The following is an 18,343-nucleotide window of genomic DNA, read 5'->3' on the forward strand; positions in this document are numbered from 1 at the left end:
AGGAAGGCCTCGATCGGTCCGGTGCTGCCGGTCATGCTGCGCCCTCCTGTCCCATGGCCGCGTACATGACGGATTCCTCAGTGGCCTCGGCGCGGGAGAGCGAAGCGGCGATGCGGCCCTCCCGCAGCACCAGGATCCGGTCGGCCATGCCCAGCACCTCGGGCAGTTCCGACGAGACCATGACGACCGCGAGACCGTCGGCCGCGAGCGACGACATCAGCCGGTGCACCTCGGCCTTGGTGCCGACGTCGATGCCGCGCGTCGGCTCGTCGACGATCAGCAGCCTGGGTCCGGTGGCCAGCCATTTGGCCAGCACCACCTTCTGCTGGTTGCCGCCCGAGAGCGTGCCGACCGCGTCGCTGAGCTGCCCCAGCTTGGTCTGCAGCTTCCGGGTCCAGGTCTCGGCGGCCTCGCGTTCGCTGCCGCCGAAGAGCAGCCCGAGCCGGGCCAGCTTGCGGGCCCGGGGCAGGGTCACATTGCGCTCGATCGACAGCTCCATCACCAGGCCCTGCTGACGGCGGTCCTCGGGGACGAGCGCCAGACCGGCGGCCATCGCCGCGCGCGGCGAGCCTTTCTCGAGGCGCCGGCCCTGCATGGTCACTGAGCCCTGGTCGTACGGGTCGACCCCGAAGACGGCCTGCATGACCTCGGACCGACCGGCCCCGACCAGCCCGGCCAGCGCGACGATCTCGCCCGCGCGCACCGAGAAGGAGATGTCGCGGAAGACGCCCTCGCGGCTCAGGCCCTCGACCTCGAGCACTACCTCGCCCGGCTCGACCTCTTGCTTGGGGAAGAGCGCACTCAGGTCGCGGCCCACCATCCGCCGGATCATGTCGTCGACGGTGAGGTCGGCGACCAGTTCGGTGGCCACGTGCCTGCCGTCCCGCATGATCGTGACCCGCTCGCAGAGCGCGGTGACCTCTTCGAACCGGTGCGAGATGAACATGATCGCGGCGCCCTCGTCGCGCAGCGACCGCACCACCGCGAAGAGCCGCTCGACCTCGACGCCGGAGAGCGCGGCCGTGGGCTCGTCCATGATCAGCACCTGGGCCTCGGAGGAGAGCGCCTTGGCGATCTCGACCAGTTGCTGATCGGCGATCGAGAGGCCGCGCGCCGGGCGGGCCGGGTCGATCGGCACCCCCAGGCGGCGGAACAGCCGCTCGGCGTTGGCCGACATCTGTTTGCGGTCGATCTGCCGCAGCTTGGTCAGCGGCTGGTTGCCGATCGCAATGTTCTCGGCCACGGAGAGGTCGGGGAAGAGGGTGGGTTCCTGATAGATGACGGCGATGCCGGCCGCCTTGGCGTCGGCGGGGCCGGCGAAGTCCACGTCGACGCCGTCGACCCGCAGCGTGCCGGTGTCCGGACGATGGACCCCGGCCAGCATCTTCACGATGGTGGACTTGCCGGCCCCGTTCTCGCCGACGAGCGCGTGCGCCTCGCCCGGGAACAGCGGGAAGCTGACCCCCTGCACGGCGGCGACCGCGCCGAAAGACTTCGTGACGTCGTGGACCTCGAGCCTGGGCGGCTGGTCCCCGGGCCGGGCGTTTGCCTCCGCCACGGTCCACCTCCGTCGCTAAAGTTGAAATGTTTCAGTAAACGTACGAGCAACGTAGGTGGCCCCGATCACACCTGTCAAGCGTTGGTCAGAAACGTTGTTGAAACACTGCCGTTGTTATAACGGCGGGTGCCGTAGGATTCGGCTTCAACGTTTCAACGGAGATTTCCAGGAGGACCAGTGCTGAACGGCAGGACGCCGTCCGTCAAGGACGTCGCGGCGGCCGCGGGCGTCTCGCTGGGCACCGTCTCCAATGTGATGAACCGTCCCGAAGTGGTCAGCGCGCGCACCCGCGAGCGGGTTGAGCGGGCCATGTCCGAGCTGGGTTTCGTCCGCAACGAATCGGCCCGCCAGCTGCGCGCCGGCACCAGCCGCACCCTGGCCTACGTGATGCTCGACGGCACCAACCCGTTCTTCCACGACGTGGCCCAGGGCATCGAGCTGGCCGCCGAGGACGCCGATCTCTCCCTGTTCATCTGCAACAGCAACAGCCGCTCGGCCCGCGAGGCGGTGCACCTCGACCGCCTGCTCCAGCAGCGCGTCCAGGGCATTCTGATCACGCCGGTCGACCCGGCCGCGCCCCACCTCGACGAGCTGATCCGCCGGGGTGTCCCCATGGTGATCGTCGACCGCATCGGCAACGCCGACAGCTGCTGCTCGGTCGCGGTCGACGACGTGCTGGGCGGCCGCATCGCGGTCGAGCACCTGGCCGAGCAGGGCCACACCCGGGTCGCCTTCATCGGCGGCCCCGAATCGCTGGGCCAGGTGCATGAGCGGCTCGTCGGCGCCCGCGAGATGTGGGAGTCGCTCGGCAACGACCCGGAAGACCTGATCTACCTGCCGACCGAGACGCTGTCCGTGTCCGAGGGCCGCTCGGCCGGCGAACGGCTGGCCGGCCTGGCCGCGCGGCGCCGCCCCACGGCCGCCTTCTGCGCCAACGACCTGCTCGCCCTGGGCCTGCTGCAGCAGAGCATCGGCGCCGGCCTGCGCGTGCCCGACGACCTGGCCATCGTCGGCTTCGACGACATCGAGTTCGCCGCGGCCGCGGCCGTGCCGCTCACGTCAGTGCGCCAGCCCCGCCAGGAGCTGGGCCGGGCCGCCGCCCAGCTGGTGCTCGACGAGGCCACCAACCCCGACCACCGCCACCAGCAGCTGCAGTTCACCCCGGAGCTGGTGGCCCGCGCGTCGACAGTCAGCCGCAACCGCACGCACTGAGCACCCGACCGAGTCGAAGTCAAGATCGGCCCTGGTGAGCCACCGCCTCCCCCGCCCGCCCAAGGGCACGGGGTGAGTTTGCGTTTTCAGCGCGCTGGGCGCTTCGGGCTGTCCACAGAAGGATCGGGTGCCCGGCTGCCCGCCTGTGGAAAACGCAACAGACCGGGCCGGAAGCGGCCCGGTGAAATCACGAGGGTGCGGAAGCGTCAGCCGAAGTAGCCGGAGGTCTCCACTGTCTGGATGCGCAGCAGGCTCGCCAGGCGGCTGGTCACCGGGCGGGCCTCCAGGTGCAGGCGCGCGATGTTCAGGCCGCTGTCCCCGATCACGGCCAGCAGCGCCAGCTCGCCGACCGCGTACACCGCGAGGTAACCACCCTGGTTGCGGATCGTCACCTCCTGGAAGGTGCCCTGGTTGAGGGCGGCGCCGCAGGTGCGGCTGATCCCGTGCGCGCCCGCGGCCAGGGCCGCGATGTCATGGGGCTCGGGACCGGTCTCGGTGTCGTGCAGGATCAGCAGGCCGTCGACGCCGGCGATGACGCAGCCGCGCACCCCGGTGACCTGATGCCGCAGCGCGGCCAGCTCGGCACGGACAGCCTGGTACGGATCGGAGGGTTGCAACGCTTTCTCCAGGGGGTGGGAGGCCGGCACGGAGGAGGGGTCAGAGGCTGCGGAGGGCGACCAGCACGCGGTCGAGAACGTCGTCGTCGGTCACGTACGGCCGGCCCAGCAGGTCGAGCAGGTCGGCGGAGGACTCGTCGGGCTGGGACGGGTCCACCCGTTGCCGCCGGGGCAGGTCGGCGGCGTCCGCGGAGTGTGAGCCCGGGGCGGAGCCGGCCGACGCGCTGAGGTCGATGGTGCTCCCGCCCAGTTCGCGCGGGATCAGGTCGAAGTCGAGCGGGGAGGCGGTCAGCGCGGGGGCGCTGCCGTTGTGGTCCGGGTGCACGGCTCGGGGCCGTACGACCTCGGGGGCGTACGACAGGATGATCGAGCCGAACTCACGCCGGGCCATCGCCAGATTGGCGTCGGCCCGGCGCAACGTCAGGTGGGCGACGAGCGGCTCCCGCGCGCTCACCAGGCGCACGACGTGGAACGCGTCGGCGCTGGTGAGCAGGATGTCGCTGAGCTCGTCGGCCCCGTTTCCCTCGAGCAGCACGAGTCCGGCCGCCGCCGCGGCAAGCGTGACAGCGGCGGCTGCCTCCTGCTCGGTCGGCGCGGTCTCACCCGCCCACCACAGCACTCTGGGGCCGTCCGGGTCGAGCAGGGACACCGCGTGCGCGCCGGGAATGCCCAGCGCCGCCGTCAGCGGTGGCACGGACATCAGCTGAGGCCGGCGTCCAGCTGCTTCATGACGAGGCGGGACTGCGTCAGGATCATGCCGGTGTTCGCCGTCTTGCGGGCGATCACCACCGCGGCGATGTCCTGGTTGCTGCTGCGCAGGAAGACGTGCACGTGGGAATCGCTCTGCGCCAGGAACTCCTGGAAGTAGTGGCGGTCGTCGAGCACGCCGTACCGGGCCTTGAAGATCTCTTCGATCATCACGACGTTGCGGCCCTGGAACAGGTCGAACGTGGCCGCGGCGATCAGGTCGAGCACCTCGTGGGGGTGCTCGTCGAGGGTGTCGGCGGCGAGCAGCATGCCGGTGGACATGTCGACCAGACCGGCGCCGATGCACTCCGGCACCTGGGCGCGGAACTGCTTGACAGCATCACCGATCAGCTGCGTCGTGCTCCGGATGCCCAGTCCGGTCTCGTCGACGGCCGTCATACGTCCAGCTCGCTCTCGATCTTGCGCAGTTGGTGCCGGGCCAGGCCGAGGTTCGCGCGACCCTTGTTCAGGGCGAGGTAGAGGAAGAACGCCTCGTTGCCGCGGCCCTGGAGCAGGCGGATCAGGTGGTACTGCGAGTCGAGGGTGATCAGGATGTCCTCGATGCTGTCGGCCAGGCCGAGCATCTCGAGGGTGCGCACCTTGGCCCGGATCACGTCGGTGTTGCCGGCGGCGGCAATGTTCATGTCCATGTTGAGGCCGCCACCCATGACACCCAGCGTGAGCCCGCTGGTGTAGTCGACGAGCGCCACGCCGATGGCGCCCTCGATCGTCATGGCTTCCTTCAGCGAAGTCTCGATGTTCGCCACTTAACTCCTCCTTCTCGTGCCGTAACTGCCGGTCACGAGGAACGGCGTCGTTCTCGATGTCCAGGCCACAGTCGCACGTCCGACAATGGTTGAACACTGAAGATCCGGCGAATCGGTGCAGGTCAGACCGAAGATCCACGCGTTTCGGCCGTTGACCCGTTAGGGGTCGGCCGAACGTCGGTGAAGCGGCCGATTCGTCGGATGGACACGATGTCGGCCCTTGGTCGGAAACGACGCGCGGCAACGTTTCAATTCGCTGTCGCGTCTTGACCGAGGTTGCCACAGAGCCGTAATCTATCGGCAACGTCTGAAACGTTTCACGAAGTCTTCACAAGGCCGAAGGACACCATGACGAACCCCGCAGCGCGTGAGCTTCTGGAGCGCAGCAACCGGCTCGGAGCCGACCCGCGCAACACCAACTACGCCGGGGGCAACACCTCGGCCAAGGGCTCCGAGACCGACCCGGTCACCGGCGAGCCGGCCGACCTGCTCTGGGTCAAGGGATCCGGCGGCGACCTCGGCACGCTCACCGAAAAGGGTCTCGCCGTGCTCCGCCTCGACCGGCTGCGAGCGCTGACCCGCACCTACCCGGGCGTCGAGCGCGAGGACGAGATGGTCGCCGCCTTCGACTACTGCCTGCACGGCCGCGGCGGCGCGGCGCCGTCGATCGACACCGCGATGCACGGACTGGTCGAGGCCCCGCACGTCGACCACCTGCACCCCGACTCGGCCATCGCCATCGCCACCGCGGCCGACGGCCCGGCCCTGACCAAAGAGATCTTCGGTGACCGGGTGCTCTGGGTGCCGTGGCGCCGGCCCGGCTTCCAGCTCGGCCTCGACATCGCCGCCGTCCAGAAGGCCAACCCGCAGGCCATCGGCGTCATCCTCGGCGGCCACGGCATCACCGCGTGGGGCGCGACCAGCGAGGAGTGCGAGCGCAACTCGGTTGAGATCATCGAGAAGGCCGCCGCCTACCTGGCCGCGCACGGTCGCAGGAACCCGTTCGGAGCGCAGAAGCACGTCTCGCCGGCCGCCGGCGAAAGGAAGGAACGCGCCGCCGCCCTGTTCCCGGTGCTGCGCGGCCTGGCCTCCACCGACCGCGCCCAGGTCGGCCACTTCACCGACTCCGAGGTGGTGCTCGACTTCGTCAACAGCGAGCGCCTGGGTGAGCTGGCCGCGAAGGGCACGAGCTGCCCCGACCACTTCCTGCGCACCAAGGTCAAGCCGATGGTGCTCGACACCGCCCCCGACGCCCCGCTCGACGAGGTCGTCGCCCGGGCCAAAGAGCTGCACGAGGCCTACCGCCAGGACTACCGCGCCTACTACGACCGGCACGCCACCGCCGACAGCCCGGCCATCCGCGGCGCCGACCCGGCCATCGTGCTGGTGCCCGGCGTAGGCATGTTCTCGTTCGGCGCCAACAAGCAGACCGCCCGCGTGGCGGGCGAGTTCTATGTCAACGCCATCAACGTGATGCGCGGCGCCGAGTCGGTGTCCACCTACGCGCCGATCGACGAGGCCGAGAAGTTCCGCATCGAGTACTGGGCCCTGGAAGAGGCCAAGCTTCAGCGCCTGCCGAAGCCGAAGCCCCTGGCCACCCGCATCGCCTACGTGACCGGCGGCGGGTCGGGCATCGGCCGGGCGATCGCGCTGCGCCTCGCGGCCGAGGGCGCCGTCGTGGTGGTCGCCGACCGGGACTTCGAAGCGGCCCGGTCGGTGGCCGGCGAGATCGGCGGCCCGGACGCCGCGCTCGCGGTCGCAGCCGACGTGACCAGCGCCGACGCGATCACGGCGTCGCTGCGGGAGGCCGTGCTGGCCTTCGGCGGGGTCGACCTGGTGGTCAACAACGCCGGGCTCTCCGTCTCGAAGCCGCTGCTCGAGACGACCGAGCAGGACTGGGACCTGCAGCACGACGTGATGGCCAAGGGATCGTTCCTGGTGTCCCGCGAGACCGCCCGCATCCTGGTCGCCCAGGGCCTCGGCGGCGACATCATCTACATCTCCAGCAAGAACTCGATCTTCGCCGGCCCCAACAACGTCGCCTACGGCGCCACCAAGGCCGACCAGGCCCACCAGGTGCGGCTGCTGGCGGCCGAACTGGGGGCGCACGGCGTCCGGGTCAACGGCATCAACCCCGACGGCGTCGTCCGCGGCTCGGGCATCTTCGCCGGTGGCTGGGGCGCCAAGCGGGCCGCGGTCTACGGCGTGCCGGAGGAGAAGCTGGGCGAGTACTACGCGCAGCGCACCCTGCTCAAGCGTGAGGTGCTGCCCGAGCACGTGGCCAACGCGGTGTTCGCGCTGACCGGCGGCGACCTGACCCACACGACCGGCCTGCACATCCCGGTCGACGCCGGCGTGGCCGCGGCCTTCCTGCGATGAGATCCTTCGCCGCGGTCGACCTCGGCGCGTCCAGCGGGCGCGTCATGGTCGGCCGCTTCGCGGACGGCGCCATCGAGCTCACCGAGACGCACCGGTTCGCCAACGAGCCGGTGCGGGTCGGTGGCACCCTGCATTGGGACATCCTCGGCCTCTACCGCGGGATGCTCGAGGGTCTCGGGAGGACCGGCCCGGTCGAGAGCATCGGCATCGATTCCTGGGCCGTCGACTATGGACTGCTCGACGCGTCCGGATCCCTGCTGGGCAACCCCGTGCACTACCGCGACGGCCGCACCGACGGTGTGCGCCTCGACATCAGCGACGAGCGGCTCTACGAGATCACCGGACTGCAGAAGCTGCCGTTCAACACGATCTATCAGTTGGCCGCCGCCCGGGCCACGCCGCAGTTCGAGGTCGCGCAGCAGATGCTGCTCATCCCGGATCTGCTGGCCTACTGGCTGACCGGCGAGATCGGCGCCGAATACACCAACGCGTCGACGACCGGGCTGCTCGACGTGCGGACGCGCGACTGGTCGGCGCCGCTGCTGGCGGAGCTTGGCCTGCGGCCCTCGCTCCTGCCGCCCGTGCGGCCGCCGGGGTCGATCATCGGCGAGTATCGCGGCACGAAACTCACGGCAGTCGGGTCGCACGACACGGCGTCCGCAGTGGTGGGCGTGCCCGCCTTCGGGCAGAACTTCGCCTACATCTCCTGTGGCACCTGGTCCCTCGTGGGTCTGGAGCTGCCGGAACCGGTGCTCAGTAAGGAATCCCGGGCGGCCAACTTCACCAACGAGGGCGGGGTCGACGGCACGATCCGCTATCTGCGCAACGTCATGGGGCTCTGGCCGCTGCAGGAGTGCATGCGCGAGTGGGGCTCGCCCGACATCGGCGAACTCTTGCGACGGGCCTCCCGCGAGAAGCCGGTGGTGATCGACCTCGACGACCCGAGCTTCCTGCCGCCCGGCGACATGGCCCAGCGGGTGGCCAAGGCGGCGGGCCTTCCACCGGACGCGAGCCCGGCCCAGCTGACGCGGTGCATTGTGGACAGTCTGGCTCTGGCTCATCGCACAGCAATCGAGCAGGCTCAGGAAATTTCCGGCCGGCACGTGGACGCGGTGCACATCGTCGGCGGCGGCGCCCGGAACGAGTTGCTCTGCCAGCTCACCGCGGACGCGTGCGGGCTGCCGGTGCTGGCCGGTCCGGTCGAGGCCACCGCGCTGGGCAATCTGCTGATCCAGGCGCGGGCGGCCGGGGTGATCGAGGGTGATCTGGCGGGGCTGCGCGCGGTGCTGCGCGAAACTCAACGGGTCGTCCGGTACGACCCCGTGCGGAGGTAGACGGTGCGAATAGCCCTGTTCGCCACCTGCCTCGCCGACACCATGTTCCCGGCGGCGGCCAAGGCGACCGTTCACCTGCTCGAGCGGCTCGGCCACGAGGTCGTCTTCCCGCTGGAGCAGACCTGCTGCGGCCAGATGCACGTCAACACGGGCTATCAGAGTCAAGCCCTTCCCCTCGTACGCCGATACGTGCGCACCTTCGAGCCGTGCGACCTGGTGGTGGCGCCGTCGGGCAGTTGTGTCGGCTCGATCCGGCACCAGCACGCCATGGTCGCGCGGCACGCCGGCGACGAGGGGCTGGCCGCCGCGGCCGAGGCGGTCGCGGGACGGACGTACGAGCTGTCCGAGCTGCTCATCGACGTGCTTGGCGTGGAGGACGTCGGCGCGTACTACCCGCACCGCGTCACCTACCACCCGACCTGCCACTCGCTGCGCGTGCTGCGGGTCGGCGACCGGCCGCAACGGCTGCTGCGCCAGGTTCGCGGCCTCGACCTGGTCGAGCTGCCCGCGGCCGAGCAGTGCTGCGGGTTCGGGGGCACGTTCTCGGTGAAGAACGCGGACACGTCGACCGCCATGCTGGCCGACAAGATGCAGCACGTGCTCGAGACGGGTGCCGACGTCTGCACGGCCGGCGACGCCTCGTGTCTCATGCACATCGGCGGCGGCCTGTCGCGTCTTGGCGCCGGCGTGCGGACCGTACACCTCGCCGAGATTCTCGCGTCGACGGAAGTGGAGGCAGCGAGGTGAGCACCTTCCTCGGCATGCCCGCCCGTGCGCCCCGCGGCGTCGGGCACCTTCGCGGGGACGAGCCGTTTCCCGCCGCGGCCCGGGTGGCGCTCGCCAATCCCCAATTGCGGAGCAACCTTCGGCACGCCACGACCACGATTCGCGGCAAGTCGGGCCGGGTCATCGCCGAACTGCCTGACTGGCAGGAGCTCCGGTCGGCCGGGTCCGCTCTCAAGACGTACACGATGGCGAATTTGCCCCGCCTGTTGGAGCAGTTGGAAGAGAAGGTCACGGCTGCGGGCGGAGTGGTGCACTGGGCGGCCGACGCCGAGGAGGCCAACCGGATCGTCACCGACTTGATCAGAGAGACCGGCGAGCGCCGGGTCATCAAGATCAAGTCAATGGCGACCCAGGAGATCGGGCTCAACGAGGCGTTGGGGGAGGCCGGGATCGACCCGGTCGAGACCGACCTGGCCGAGCTCATCGTGCAGCTGGGCCACGACAAGCCGTCGCACATCCTGGTGCCGGCCATCCACCGCAACCGCTCGGAGATCCGCGAGATCTTCCTGCGCGAGATGCCGGGCGTCGACCCGGCGCTCACCGACAACCCGGCCGACCTGGCCGCAGCCGCGCGGCGCTATCTGCGTGAGACGTTCCTGTCGACGAAGGTCGCGGTGTCGGGAGCCAACTTCGGGATCGCCGAGACCGGGACGCTGGCCGTGGTCGAGTCGGAGGGGAACGGCCGGATGTGCCTGACCCTGCCGGAAACGCTGATCACCGTGATGGGCATCGAGAAGGTCGTGCCGGCCTGGCAGGATCTCGAGGTCTTCCTGCAGTTGCTGCCGCGCGCGTCGACCGGCGAGCGGATGAACCCGTACACGTCGATGTGGACGGGGGTGACCCCGGGCGACGGGCCGCAGAACTTCCACCTCGTGCTGCTCGACAACGGGCGCACGGCTGTGCTGGCCGACGAGGTGGGCCGTTCGGCGCTGCACTGCATCCGGTGCTCGGCCTGCCTGAACGTGTGCCCGGTCTACGAGCGGACGGGCGGGCACGCGTACGGGTCGGTCTATCCCGGCCCGATCGGGGCGGTGCTCTCGCCGCAGCTGACCGGGATCGAGGACAATGCGTCGCTGCCCTACGCGTCGTCGCTGTGCGGGGCGTGCTTCGACGCCTGTCCGGTGAAGATCGACATCCCCTCGATCCTGGTGCACCTGCGGAATCAGGCGCCGCACCCGCGTACGGAGAAGGCGGCGATGGCCGCGGCGGCGTACACAATGGACCGGCCTCGGCTCTATCGGCGCGCGCAGCGGGCCGCCAAGCTGGCCAAGCTGCTTGGCCGGCGGGGACGCGGTCTGCCGCCACCGTTGAACGGGTGGGCTGCGAGCCGCGACCTGCCGTCCCCGCCGGACGAGTCGTTCCGCGATTGGTGGCGGGGGCGATGAGCAAACAGCTGATCCTGGACCGGATCCGGCAGGCACTGTCAGCGTCGTCGGCAGCGCCCGAGATTCCGCGCGACTACCGTCGTGGCGCGGCGCCGGTGGATCTTGATCTGCTGGTCGACCGGCTCGTCGACTACAAGGCTGCCGTGCATCGCGGATCGGATATTTCCCGATTCGTGCGGCAAATCATCGGCAGCGGCTCCCTTGTAGTGCCGCCGGGGTTGCCCCCGGAGTGGTTGCCGCTCGGCGTGCCCGCCCGCGTAGATGATCGACTCTCGGCGGCCGACATCGCCGCCGCCGACGGGGTGCTCACCGCGGCCGCGGTGGCGATCGCCGAGACCGGCACGATCGTGCTCGACGCGTCGCCCGACCAGGGCCGGCGCATCCTCTCACTCCTGCCCGACCTGCACATCTGTGTGCTGCGGCCGGAGCAGGTGGTGGCCTCGGTGCCCGAGGCCGTCGCCCGGCTCGACCCCGGCCGCCCGCTGACCTGGATCAGTGGGCCGTCCGCGACCAGCGACATCGAACTCAACCGGGTCGAGGGGGTGCACGGCCCCCGCAACCTCCACGTCGTCCTCTGGGAGGCAGCATGATCCTCACTCCGAAACCGCGCCGGAAGATCCGCATCGGGCTCGTGGCGGGCGGGCTCGGCACGTACTGGCCGCAGTTCCCGCATTTGCTCCCGCAGCTGGAGGAGTCCGCCCGCTACGTCTCCGAACGCTTCCAGCAGATGGACGCCGAGGTCACCGACGTCGGCTTCATCTCCGACGCGCAGGAGGGCGCGGCCGCCGCCGAGAAGCTGCGGCAGGCCGACTGCGACCTGATCGTGCTGTTCCTGACCACGTATCTGACCTCGTCGATGGTGCTGCCGATCGCGCAGCGGGCCAACAGCCCGGTGCTGGTCATCGACCTGCAGCCGACCGAGAAGATGGATCACGCCACGTTCGACACCGGCGCGTGGCTGGCCTATTGCGGGCAGTGCCCGGTGCCCGAGGTCGGCAACCTGTTCCGGCGGGCCGGCATCCCGTTCCGGTCGGTCACCGGCTGGCTGCGGCAGGAGTCGGCCTGGGCGCGCATCTCGCAATGGATCACTGCGGCCCGCGTACGCGCGGCTCTGCGCAACGCCCGGCACGGCCTCATGGGCCACCTCTACCCGGGCATGCTCGACGTCTCGACCGACCTCACCCTGCTGCCGGCCACCTTCGGCTCGCACGTCGAGGTGCTGGAGTTCGACGACCTGCGGGAACGCACGCTCGCGGCCACCGACGACGAGGTCGCCGAGCGGATGGAGCTGGCCCGCAAGATCTTCCTGCTCGACGATTCGGTCAACGAGGACGACTTCGCCTGGGGCGCGCGGGTCTCGGTGGGGCTCGACCGCCTCGCCGACGACTTCGACCTCGACAGCCTCGCCTATTACCACCGCGGGCTGAACGGCGAGCAGCACGAGCGGCTGGGCGCCGGCATGATCCTGGGCGCGTCGCTGCTGACCGCGCGTGGCATACCGGCCACCGGCGAGTACGAGCTGCGGACCACCGTCGCCCAGCTGGCCACCCAGGTCGCCGGGGCGGGCGGCTCGTTCTGTGAGATCCAGGCGCTGAACTTCACCGACAACGTGGTCGAGATGGGCCACGACGGGCCGGCCCACCTGGCCGTCAGCTCGCGCCAGCCGCTGCTGCGCGGCCTCGGCGTCTATCACGGCAAGCGCGGCTGGGGTGTGAGCGTCGAATTCGACGTACGCCCGGGGCCGGTGACCCTGCTCGGCCTGGGCCAGGACCGGGACGGCTCGTTGTCGTTCATCGCCGGCGAGGGCACCGTGGTCGACGGGCCGCTGCTCGCCATCGGCAACACCACGAGCCGGGTCGACTTCGGTCGCGATCCGGGCGAGTGGGTCGACGACTGGAGCGCCTCGGGCGTCGGCCACCACTGGTCGCTCTCGCTCGGGCACCGCGCGGCCGACTACCGGGCGGCGGCGAGCCTGCTCGGTATCGAGTTCCGGCAGGTCTGAACCGGGTACTGAGGGGTGGCATGACGATTGTCGTGACCACCCCCACCGGAAATGTCGGCTCCCGCGTCGTCCAGGTGCTCGTGCAGGCGGGCGTCCGGCCGCGGGTGCTCGTGCGCGACCCGGACAGGTTGCCGCCCGGTCTGCTGCCGCTGGTCGAGGCGGCTCAGGGCGACCTGCTCGACCCGGGTTTCGTGGCCGGCGCGTTTGAGGGCGCCGAGTCGGTCTTCTGGGCCACGCCCGAGGCGTTCGACGTGCCGGATCCGCTGTACGACATGGTGGCGATGGGCGAGAACGCCGCAGCCGCCGTACGCGCGTCCGGCGTCGCCCGGGTGCTGCAGATCAGCAGCGTCGGCGCCGAGCTGCGGCAGGGCGCCGGCCTGATCGACGGGCTCGCCCGCAACGAGGAGCAGCTGGCCGCGACCGGAACCGACCTGCTCACGCTGCGCTGCGGCTACTACTTCACCAACCTGCTGGGCATGCTCGACAGCCTGCGCGAGGGCGTGCTGGCCACCACCGTGGCGCCGTCGCGGCGCATGCCGTGGGTCGACCCCCGCGACGTCGGTGACCTCGCCGCGGCCCGGCTGCTGGCCGGCTGGACGGGCTCCACCGTCGCGGCGGTGCACGGGCCGGCCGATCTGAGCTGGGACGAGGCCGCCGAAATCCTGGGAGCGGCGCTCGGGCGGCCCGTCACGGCCGTGCAGATCGCCGACGAGCAGCTGCGGGAGGCACTGACCGGCGCCGGGCTGAGCGAGGTGGCCGCGGCCGGCATCGCCGCGATGACCTCGGGCATCCCCGACGACTTCGAGCCCGAGCAGCCACGGGACTTCCGGAGCACGACGCCGACCACGTTGGCGTCGTGGGCGTACGGGACGCTGCGCGCGGCGGCAGGGCCATCCACAAAGGAATAGGTTCGCGTCGTCGCGCGTAGGCCCTAGGATCGCCACCGTGACCACACCGATGCGGGTGCCGCCGTCCGAACCCGAGCGGGAGCAGGCAGCCGAGCTGCTCCAACGGGCGTGCGGCGACGGCCGCCTGACGCTCGAACAGTTCAGCGTGCGGGTCGGCGCCGTCTGGGCCGCCCAGACCGCCGACGAACTGGCCGAGGCCTCAGCCGGCCTCAGCCAGACGCCGATCGTGGGCTCGGCCCGCACGGTCGACAAGGTCGTCACCATCTTCAGCGAGAACAAGCGCCGCGGCCGGTGGCGGTTGCGCGAGCCGCGGCTCAAGCTGTTCACGCTGTTCGGCTCGGCCGAGCTCGACCTGCGTGAGGTGCTGACCGACCAGGACGTCATCGAGATCGCCGGCAGCTGCACGTTCGGCGAACTGAAGATCATCGTGCCCGAGGGCGTCGAGGTCGACGTGACCGGCACGGTCGTCTTCTCGGCCCGCAACCTGCACCTCGCCGCGGTGCCCCGCCTGCCCGGCACCCCCGAGATCCGCGTCCACATCACGACGTGGTTCAGCAACGTCGAGGTGGTCTCCAGGCCGTACGCGCTGCCCCCGGCGTAGGCACTGCGTCGCATCGCGTACCGCTGCGCGGGGAAGCGATGCCGTGGCCGAGAACCGCTACAGCTGATCACCGAGCCCCCGCAGGCCCGCGTCGGTTGGTCGCTAGCCGATGTCGACCCAGACGTCGTCGAGGGCGCCCTGGAACTGGTCGTTGTCGGGGTAGGAACCCTTGCCGCCGATGCTGAACGGCAGGCGGCTGCTCACGGACAGATCGGCAGGCAGGGTGGCACGGCCGCGGGGCACATCGTCGACCAGGATGGTCAGGTGGCTGCCGGCGCGGCGGCACTCCAGGGTGTGCCAGCGGTCGTCGGCCACCCCGACGCTGCTGATCGCGGCGTGGATCTCGGGCCGGCGGTCGTCGACCAGCACGCAGCTGGGCCGGCCGGCGAGCCCGTCGACCTGCAGCTTGTACTGGCTGCCGCGGGCCGAATAGCCCTTCTGCATGACGTTCTCGCCCTTGGTGGTCTGGTCAGCAGCCAGCCGTACGGTGGCGCCGTAGCGCAGCGGACGCCGGCCCGGGTTGAGTTCGGTCGTGGTGGCGGCCCGCAGCGCGATCCGCGGACACGGTTCGGCGTGACAGGGCGCCGGGAAAGCGAGTGCCTTCCCGCCGTCCCGCGCGACCAGCTTGAACGAGCCGCCGTAACGGCTCACCGGGCTCAGGTCGTGCCCGTGCCCCGAGACGTCGGCCAGCGGCGCCGGTCCGTCGAAGGTGTAGCGGACCCGCTCGACCGGAGCCGTTCCGGTCGCGGCCACCACCAGCGCGGCGGCCAGCAGTGCCCGCATCATCCGAAGGACGCGTAACGCCGCGCGGTCCGGCCTCCGATCGTGGTGAAGTCGCCACCGACCATCACCGTCGCGCCGTTCACCACGAGTGTGCGCACGCCGACCACGCCGTTGGCCTGCGGCGCCCAGCGGCTCAGCGCGCCCGACCGGTCGACCGCGGCCAGCTTCACCCGGGACACCGATCCGGCGTCGCACTCGCCGTCGGCCGCGCCGTCGCCGTTGGCGCAGGCCCGGTCGAAATGACCGCCGACGTAGGCCACGCCGTCGAGCACCGCGACGGCCTGCGCGTCGCCGTCGAAGACCCGGGTCCAGCGGGTACGCCCGCTCGGCGAGTACGCCGCAGCGCGTCCGCCCGGGCCTCCCATCGCCGCGTACACACCGGCATCGTCGACGGCCACCGAGTGCACCAGGGCCGGCGCGTCCGGGCGGAAACCACTGTCGTCACGGCCGCTGGTCGCGTTGACTGCCGACAGCCGGCGCGGGAAGCTGCCGCCCAGATAGACCCGGGTGCCGCGTACGGCCAAGGCGTTGACCACCCCGCCGGCGCGCGGCGCCCACCTGTCGTCGAGCTGGTCGTTGCCCAGCGAGAAGGCGGCCAGGTTGCCGCGCCGCTCGCCGTCCACCCGGCTGAAGGCGCCGCCCGCGTACAGGCGGCCGTGACCGACGGCCAGCGTGCGCACGCCACCGGTGATGCTGTGGTCGAAGGAGCCGACCTCGGCGTCGCCCGCGTCGATGCGAGCGAGCGACTCACGTTCCTCGCCGTTGATCTCGTCGAAGTCGCCGCCCACGTAGACCCACCCCGGCGTGACGGCCAGGGCCCGTACCGTGCCGTCGGCCGACGGCGCCCAGTCGAGCAGTTCGCCGGTGCGGCCCGAGAACGCGGCGATGCGGTTACGGGTCACGGTGCGGCCGTCGATCGTCATCCGGGTGAAGGAACCGCCGACATAGACCGTGTCGCCCCGGTAAGCGATCGCGTGGACGGAGCCGTTGAACGACGGTGTGACCCGGTGGGCGAAGGAGCTGACCACCGCGAGGGCGGGCTGCGCCGAGGCGCACACGGCGAGGGCGACGGCGCCGGCGACGGCTGCGCGGCGGACACGCTGAGAGATACGCACGCCGTGTCAACGCGCCACGCGCGTCGAGGATGCGCGCTGAATCCGCCGTATCAACGCCGTTGCGTGGGCGTCGCCGCCACCGTCAGCTCGGCTCAAACTGACGGTGAAGTGAAGCCACTCTCAGCCAGCCACACCCCCCTGCCGCCGGCCAGCACGAGCGACACGCATCGCGCCTGGTGCGGCGGCAGGGGCGGGAGCGCCTCCGCCGCGAACCACCCCACCGCCACCGACTCGTCGTCGTTGACCCGGGCTGTGCCGCCGCCGTAGCGGCACAGCAACCCGACACAGAGCCAGTGGATCTGGTCGCCGTTGGGAGCGACGGCCAGATCGAGCGCCTCGACGGCGAGCAGACGTTCCACTGTGACCTCGATGCCGGTCTCCTCCCACACCTCGCGGACGGCTCCGGTGGCGGGTTGCTCGCCCGGCTCGAGGCAGCCGGTGGTCAGCGCCCACTCGGCCGTGTCCGAGCGGCGAACCATCAACACCCGGTCGCGGTCTTATCTGCGATCGGGAAGCAGGCGTTCCTCGTGGTCCAGCTCGCGTTCGAGGATGCGTAGCCCCTCGTCGTTCAGGTTTCCGGCGTCGCGCCAGCGCAAGAGCTCCTCGCGCTGGGCCTCGATCGTCATGCGGCGCACCATGAGGGCCGCCTCGTACTGCGGGGAAGCCGGAACCTGGTCGGAGTCGGCCTTCTCGAGCAGGTCGAGGCGGCGGCGGTAGCGCTCGAGGCGAACCTCCAGCTGCTTGCGCATGTGCTCGATGGCCACGTCCTCGACGTGGTCGTGCTTTTCGGCCTGGACGTCGTCGAGCCGGTCGAGGGCGGCCTGCACCGCGGCCGAACGCGCCTCGTTGCGTTCCCGGGCCTCGTCCGTCTTGTTGGCCCGCAGACCCAGCCAGTGCGCCAGCGGCGCGAACGTCAGGCCCTGGCCGAGCAGCGTGACCAGCACGACCACGAAGGCACAGAAGTGCAGCAGCTCCCGGTTGGGCACCGATGCGGGCAGCGTGAAGATCGCCGCGAGGCTGATCACGCCGCGGGTGCCGGCCCAGCTGAGCGCGGTGACCTCGCGGCCGTTGAGGGCCTTCTCGCGGTCGCGGGGCGTGCGGTACGGGCCCTCCGCGTCGGCCGCGACGTCAGCTTCGCCACCCAGCCGCATGTGCAGCGAGCGGGGCAGCAACTGCGTGAGGATCAGCCAGAGCGGGCGCAGGAGCAGCGTCACCCCGACGGTCACGCCGACGGCAGTGGCGATCGTCGCCGTCGTGTAGTTGCTCAGCTCGTCGACCACGGTCGGCAGCTGCTGGCCGATCAAGAGGAAGACCAGGCCCTCGAGCAGGAAGTCGACCAGGCGCCAGACCGCGGTGGTCTGCAGCCGGCTGGCCGCCATGCTGTGGCGGGACGAGTCGTGGCCGATGATCAGGCCGGCGATGACCACGGCGAGCACGCCGGAGACGTGCACCGACTCGGCCAGCACGTAGGCCGCGAACGGGGTCGCCAGGGATATCGCGTTCGAGCTCAGCGTGTCTCTCCGCAGTGGCCGCATGAAGCGGATCGCGTAGGCCACGACCATACCGGCGACCACGCCGCCGATCGCCATGACGAAGAACTTGCCGGTAGCGGACGGGAACGAGAAGCCGTCGCCGTCGGCGGCCGCTATCGCCACGGTGAGGATGGTGAGCGCGGTCGCGTCGTTGAGCAGGCCCTCACCCTGGATCAGCGTGATCAGTTTGCCGGGCAGCCCGGCCCGGCGGCCCACGGCCAGCGCGGCGACCGGGTCGGGCGGGGCCACGGCCGCACCCAGCGCGATGCCGGCCGCGAGCGTGGCGCCGCCCACCCACCAGCTGATGCCGAAACCGATGAGCAGCGCGGTGGCCAGCACCAGCAGCACCGACAGGCTGATCACGGTGCGCAGGTGGCGCCGGATGTCGAGCAGCGACGAGTCGAGCGCCGCGCTGTAGAGCAGCGGCGGAATCACGTACGTCATGATCAGCTCAGGTTCGAGCTCGACGTTCGGTCCGGGAAGCACTGCGTAGGTGATGCCGGCGATGGTCAGAAGAGCAGCGGCCGGCAGTCCGGTCTTCTCCGAGATCCACCGCATGGCGATGATCACTGCGACGGCGGCCAGAATGAAGAGCAGGGTTTCCTCGACGTGCACAA

18 protein-coding genes are annotated in these 18,343 nt (G+C 70.7%); 9 read left to right on the forward strand and 9 right to left on the reverse strand.

Annotated elements, in window-relative coordinates:
* Positions 1 to 31: 31 nt before the first annotated feature.
* Complete coding sequence (locus tag LXN57_RS38665; RefSeq protein ID WP_251803187.1) at positions 32 to 1,558, reverse strand: sugar ABC transporter ATP-binding protein; 1,527 nt, start codon at positions 1,556 to 1,558, stop codon at positions 32 to 34.
* Positions 1,559 to 1,735: 177 nt separating this feature from the next.
* On the opposite strand from LXN57_RS38665, the gene LXN57_RS38670 reads away from it, so the two are divergent.
* Positions 1,736 to 2,770, forward strand: coding sequence for a LacI family DNA-binding transcriptional regulator (locus tag LXN57_RS38670; RefSeq protein WP_251803188.1), 1,035 nt, complete (start codon positions 1,736 to 1,738; stop codon positions 2,768 to 2,770).
* A 206-nt stretch (positions 2,771 to 2,976) separates the two neighbouring features.
* Here LXN57_RS38670 and LXN57_RS38675 read toward each other — a convergent pair whose 3' ends face one another.
* From LXN57_RS38675 to LXN57_RS38690, 4 genes are read right to left on the reverse strand one after another with little or no spacing between them, the layout of a single operon-like run.
* Entirely contained in the window at positions 2,977 to 3,387 is a 411-nt protein-coding gene (locus LXN57_RS38675; protein ID WP_251803189.1) for a roadblock/LC7 domain-containing protein, read from the reverse strand.
* 40 nt (positions 3,388 to 3,427) lie between these two features.
* On the reverse strand, positions 3,428 to 4,087 hold the full coding sequence (locus LXN57_RS38680; protein ID WP_251803190.1) for a hypothetical protein: 660 nt from the start codon (positions 4,085 to 4,087) through the stop codon (positions 3,428 to 3,430).
* Positions 4,087 to 4,533: a hypothetical protein gene (locus LXN57_RS38685; protein WP_251803191.1), complete on the reverse strand. Its 447-nt coding sequence runs from the start codon at positions 4,531 to 4,533 to the stop codon at positions 4,087 to 4,089. The genes LXN57_RS38680 and LXN57_RS38685 overlap by 1 nt, the downstream gene beginning before the upstream one ends.
* Complete coding sequence (locus LXN57_RS38690; RefSeq protein ID WP_251803192.1) at positions 4,530 to 4,901, reverse strand: hypothetical protein; 372 nt, start codon at positions 4,899 to 4,901, stop codon at positions 4,530 to 4,532. The genes LXN57_RS38685 and LXN57_RS38690 overlap by 4 nt, the downstream gene beginning before the upstream one ends.
* Before the next feature lie 348 nt (positions 4,902 to 5,249).
* On the opposite strand from LXN57_RS38690, the gene LXN57_RS38695 reads away from it, so the two are divergent.
* The 8 genes from LXN57_RS38695 to LXN57_RS38730 are packed head-to-tail and all read left to right on the forward strand — an operon-like array spanning position 5,250 to position 14,296.
* Positions 5,250 to 7,280, forward strand: coding sequence for a bifunctional aldolase/short-chain dehydrogenase (locus LXN57_RS38695; RefSeq protein ID WP_251803193.1), 2,031 nt, complete (start codon positions 5,250 to 5,252; stop codon positions 7,278 to 7,280).
* Positions 7,277 to 8,614 carry a rhamnulokinase gene (locus LXN57_RS38700; protein ID WP_251803194.1) on the forward strand — a complete coding sequence of 446 codons (1,338 nt, stop codon included), beginning with the start codon at positions 7,277 to 7,279 and terminating at the stop codon, positions 8,612 to 8,614. The genes LXN57_RS38695 and LXN57_RS38700 overlap by 4 nt, the downstream gene beginning before the upstream one ends.
* 3 nt (positions 8,615 to 8,617) lie before the next feature.
* Positions 8,618 to 9,361 (forward strand): (Fe-S)-binding protein, encoded by a 744-nt coding sequence (locus LXN57_RS38705; protein ID WP_251803195.1) that lies wholly within the window; start codon positions 8,618 to 8,620, stop codon positions 9,359 to 9,361.
* Complete coding sequence (locus LXN57_RS38710; RefSeq protein WP_251803196.1) at positions 9,358 to 10,785, forward strand: LutB/LldF family L-lactate oxidation iron-sulfur protein; 1,428 nt, start codon at positions 9,358 to 9,360, stop codon at positions 10,783 to 10,785. The genes LXN57_RS38705 and LXN57_RS38710 overlap by 4 nt, the downstream gene beginning before the upstream one ends.
* Positions 10,782 to 11,375: a LutC/YkgG family protein gene (locus LXN57_RS38715; RefSeq protein WP_251803197.1), complete on the forward strand. Its 594-nt coding sequence runs from the start codon at positions 10,782 to 10,784 to the stop codon at positions 11,373 to 11,375. The genes LXN57_RS38710 and LXN57_RS38715 overlap by 4 nt, the downstream gene beginning before the upstream one ends.
* Complete coding sequence (locus LXN57_RS38720) at positions 11,372 to 12,787, forward strand: L-fucose/L-arabinose isomerase family protein (protein ID WP_251803198.1); 1,416 nt, start codon at positions 11,372 to 11,374, stop codon at positions 12,785 to 12,787. Before LXN57_RS38715 ends, LXN57_RS38720 begins: the two co-directional genes overlap by 4 nt.
* Positions 12,788 to 12,807: 20 nt before the next feature.
* On the forward strand, positions 12,808 to 13,695 hold the full coding sequence (locus tag LXN57_RS38725) for an NmrA family NAD(P)-binding protein (protein WP_251803199.1): 888 nt from the start codon (positions 12,808 to 12,810) through the stop codon (positions 13,693 to 13,695).
* Between the two features lie 37 nt (positions 13,696 to 13,732).
* Entirely contained in the window at positions 13,733 to 14,296 is a 564-nt protein-coding gene (locus tag LXN57_RS38730) for a DUF1707 SHOCT-like domain-containing protein (RefSeq protein WP_251803200.1), read from the forward strand.
* 102 nt (positions 14,297 to 14,398) lie between these two features.
* Here the strand turns inward: LXN57_RS38730 and LXN57_RS38735 are convergent, their stop codons facing one another.
* The 4 genes from LXN57_RS38735 to LXN57_RS38750 all read right to left on the reverse strand — a co-directional run bounded on the left by LXN57_RS38735 (position 14,399) and on the right by LXN57_RS38750 (position 18,341).
* Positions 14,399 to 15,079 (reverse strand): LamG domain-containing protein, encoded by a 681-nt coding sequence (locus tag LXN57_RS38735; protein ID WP_251803201.1) that lies wholly within the window; start codon positions 15,077 to 15,079, stop codon positions 14,399 to 14,401.
* Entirely contained in the window at positions 15,079 to 16,194 is a 1,116-nt protein-coding gene (locus LXN57_RS38740; RefSeq protein WP_251803202.1) for a hypothetical protein, read from the reverse strand. The genes LXN57_RS38735 and LXN57_RS38740 overlap by 1 nt, the downstream gene beginning before the upstream one ends.
* Before the next feature lie 92 nt (positions 16,195 to 16,286).
* Entirely contained in the window at positions 16,287 to 16,679 is a 393-nt protein-coding gene (locus tag LXN57_RS38745) for an NUDIX domain-containing protein (RefSeq protein ID WP_369077299.1), read from the reverse strand.
* Positions 16,680 to 16,691: 12 nt separating this feature from the next.
* Positions 16,692 to 18,341 (reverse strand): Na+/H+ antiporter, encoded by a 1,650-nt coding sequence (locus tag LXN57_RS38750; RefSeq protein WP_251803204.1) that lies wholly within the window; start codon positions 18,339 to 18,341, stop codon positions 16,692 to 16,694.
* Between the last annotated feature and the right edge of the window lie 2 nt (positions 18,342 to 18,343).

The organism is Paractinoplanes hotanensis (assembly GCF_023717965.1).
Lineage (GTDB): Bacteria > Actinomycetota > Actinomycetes > Mycobacteriales > Micromonosporaceae > Actinoplanes > Actinoplanes polyasparticus.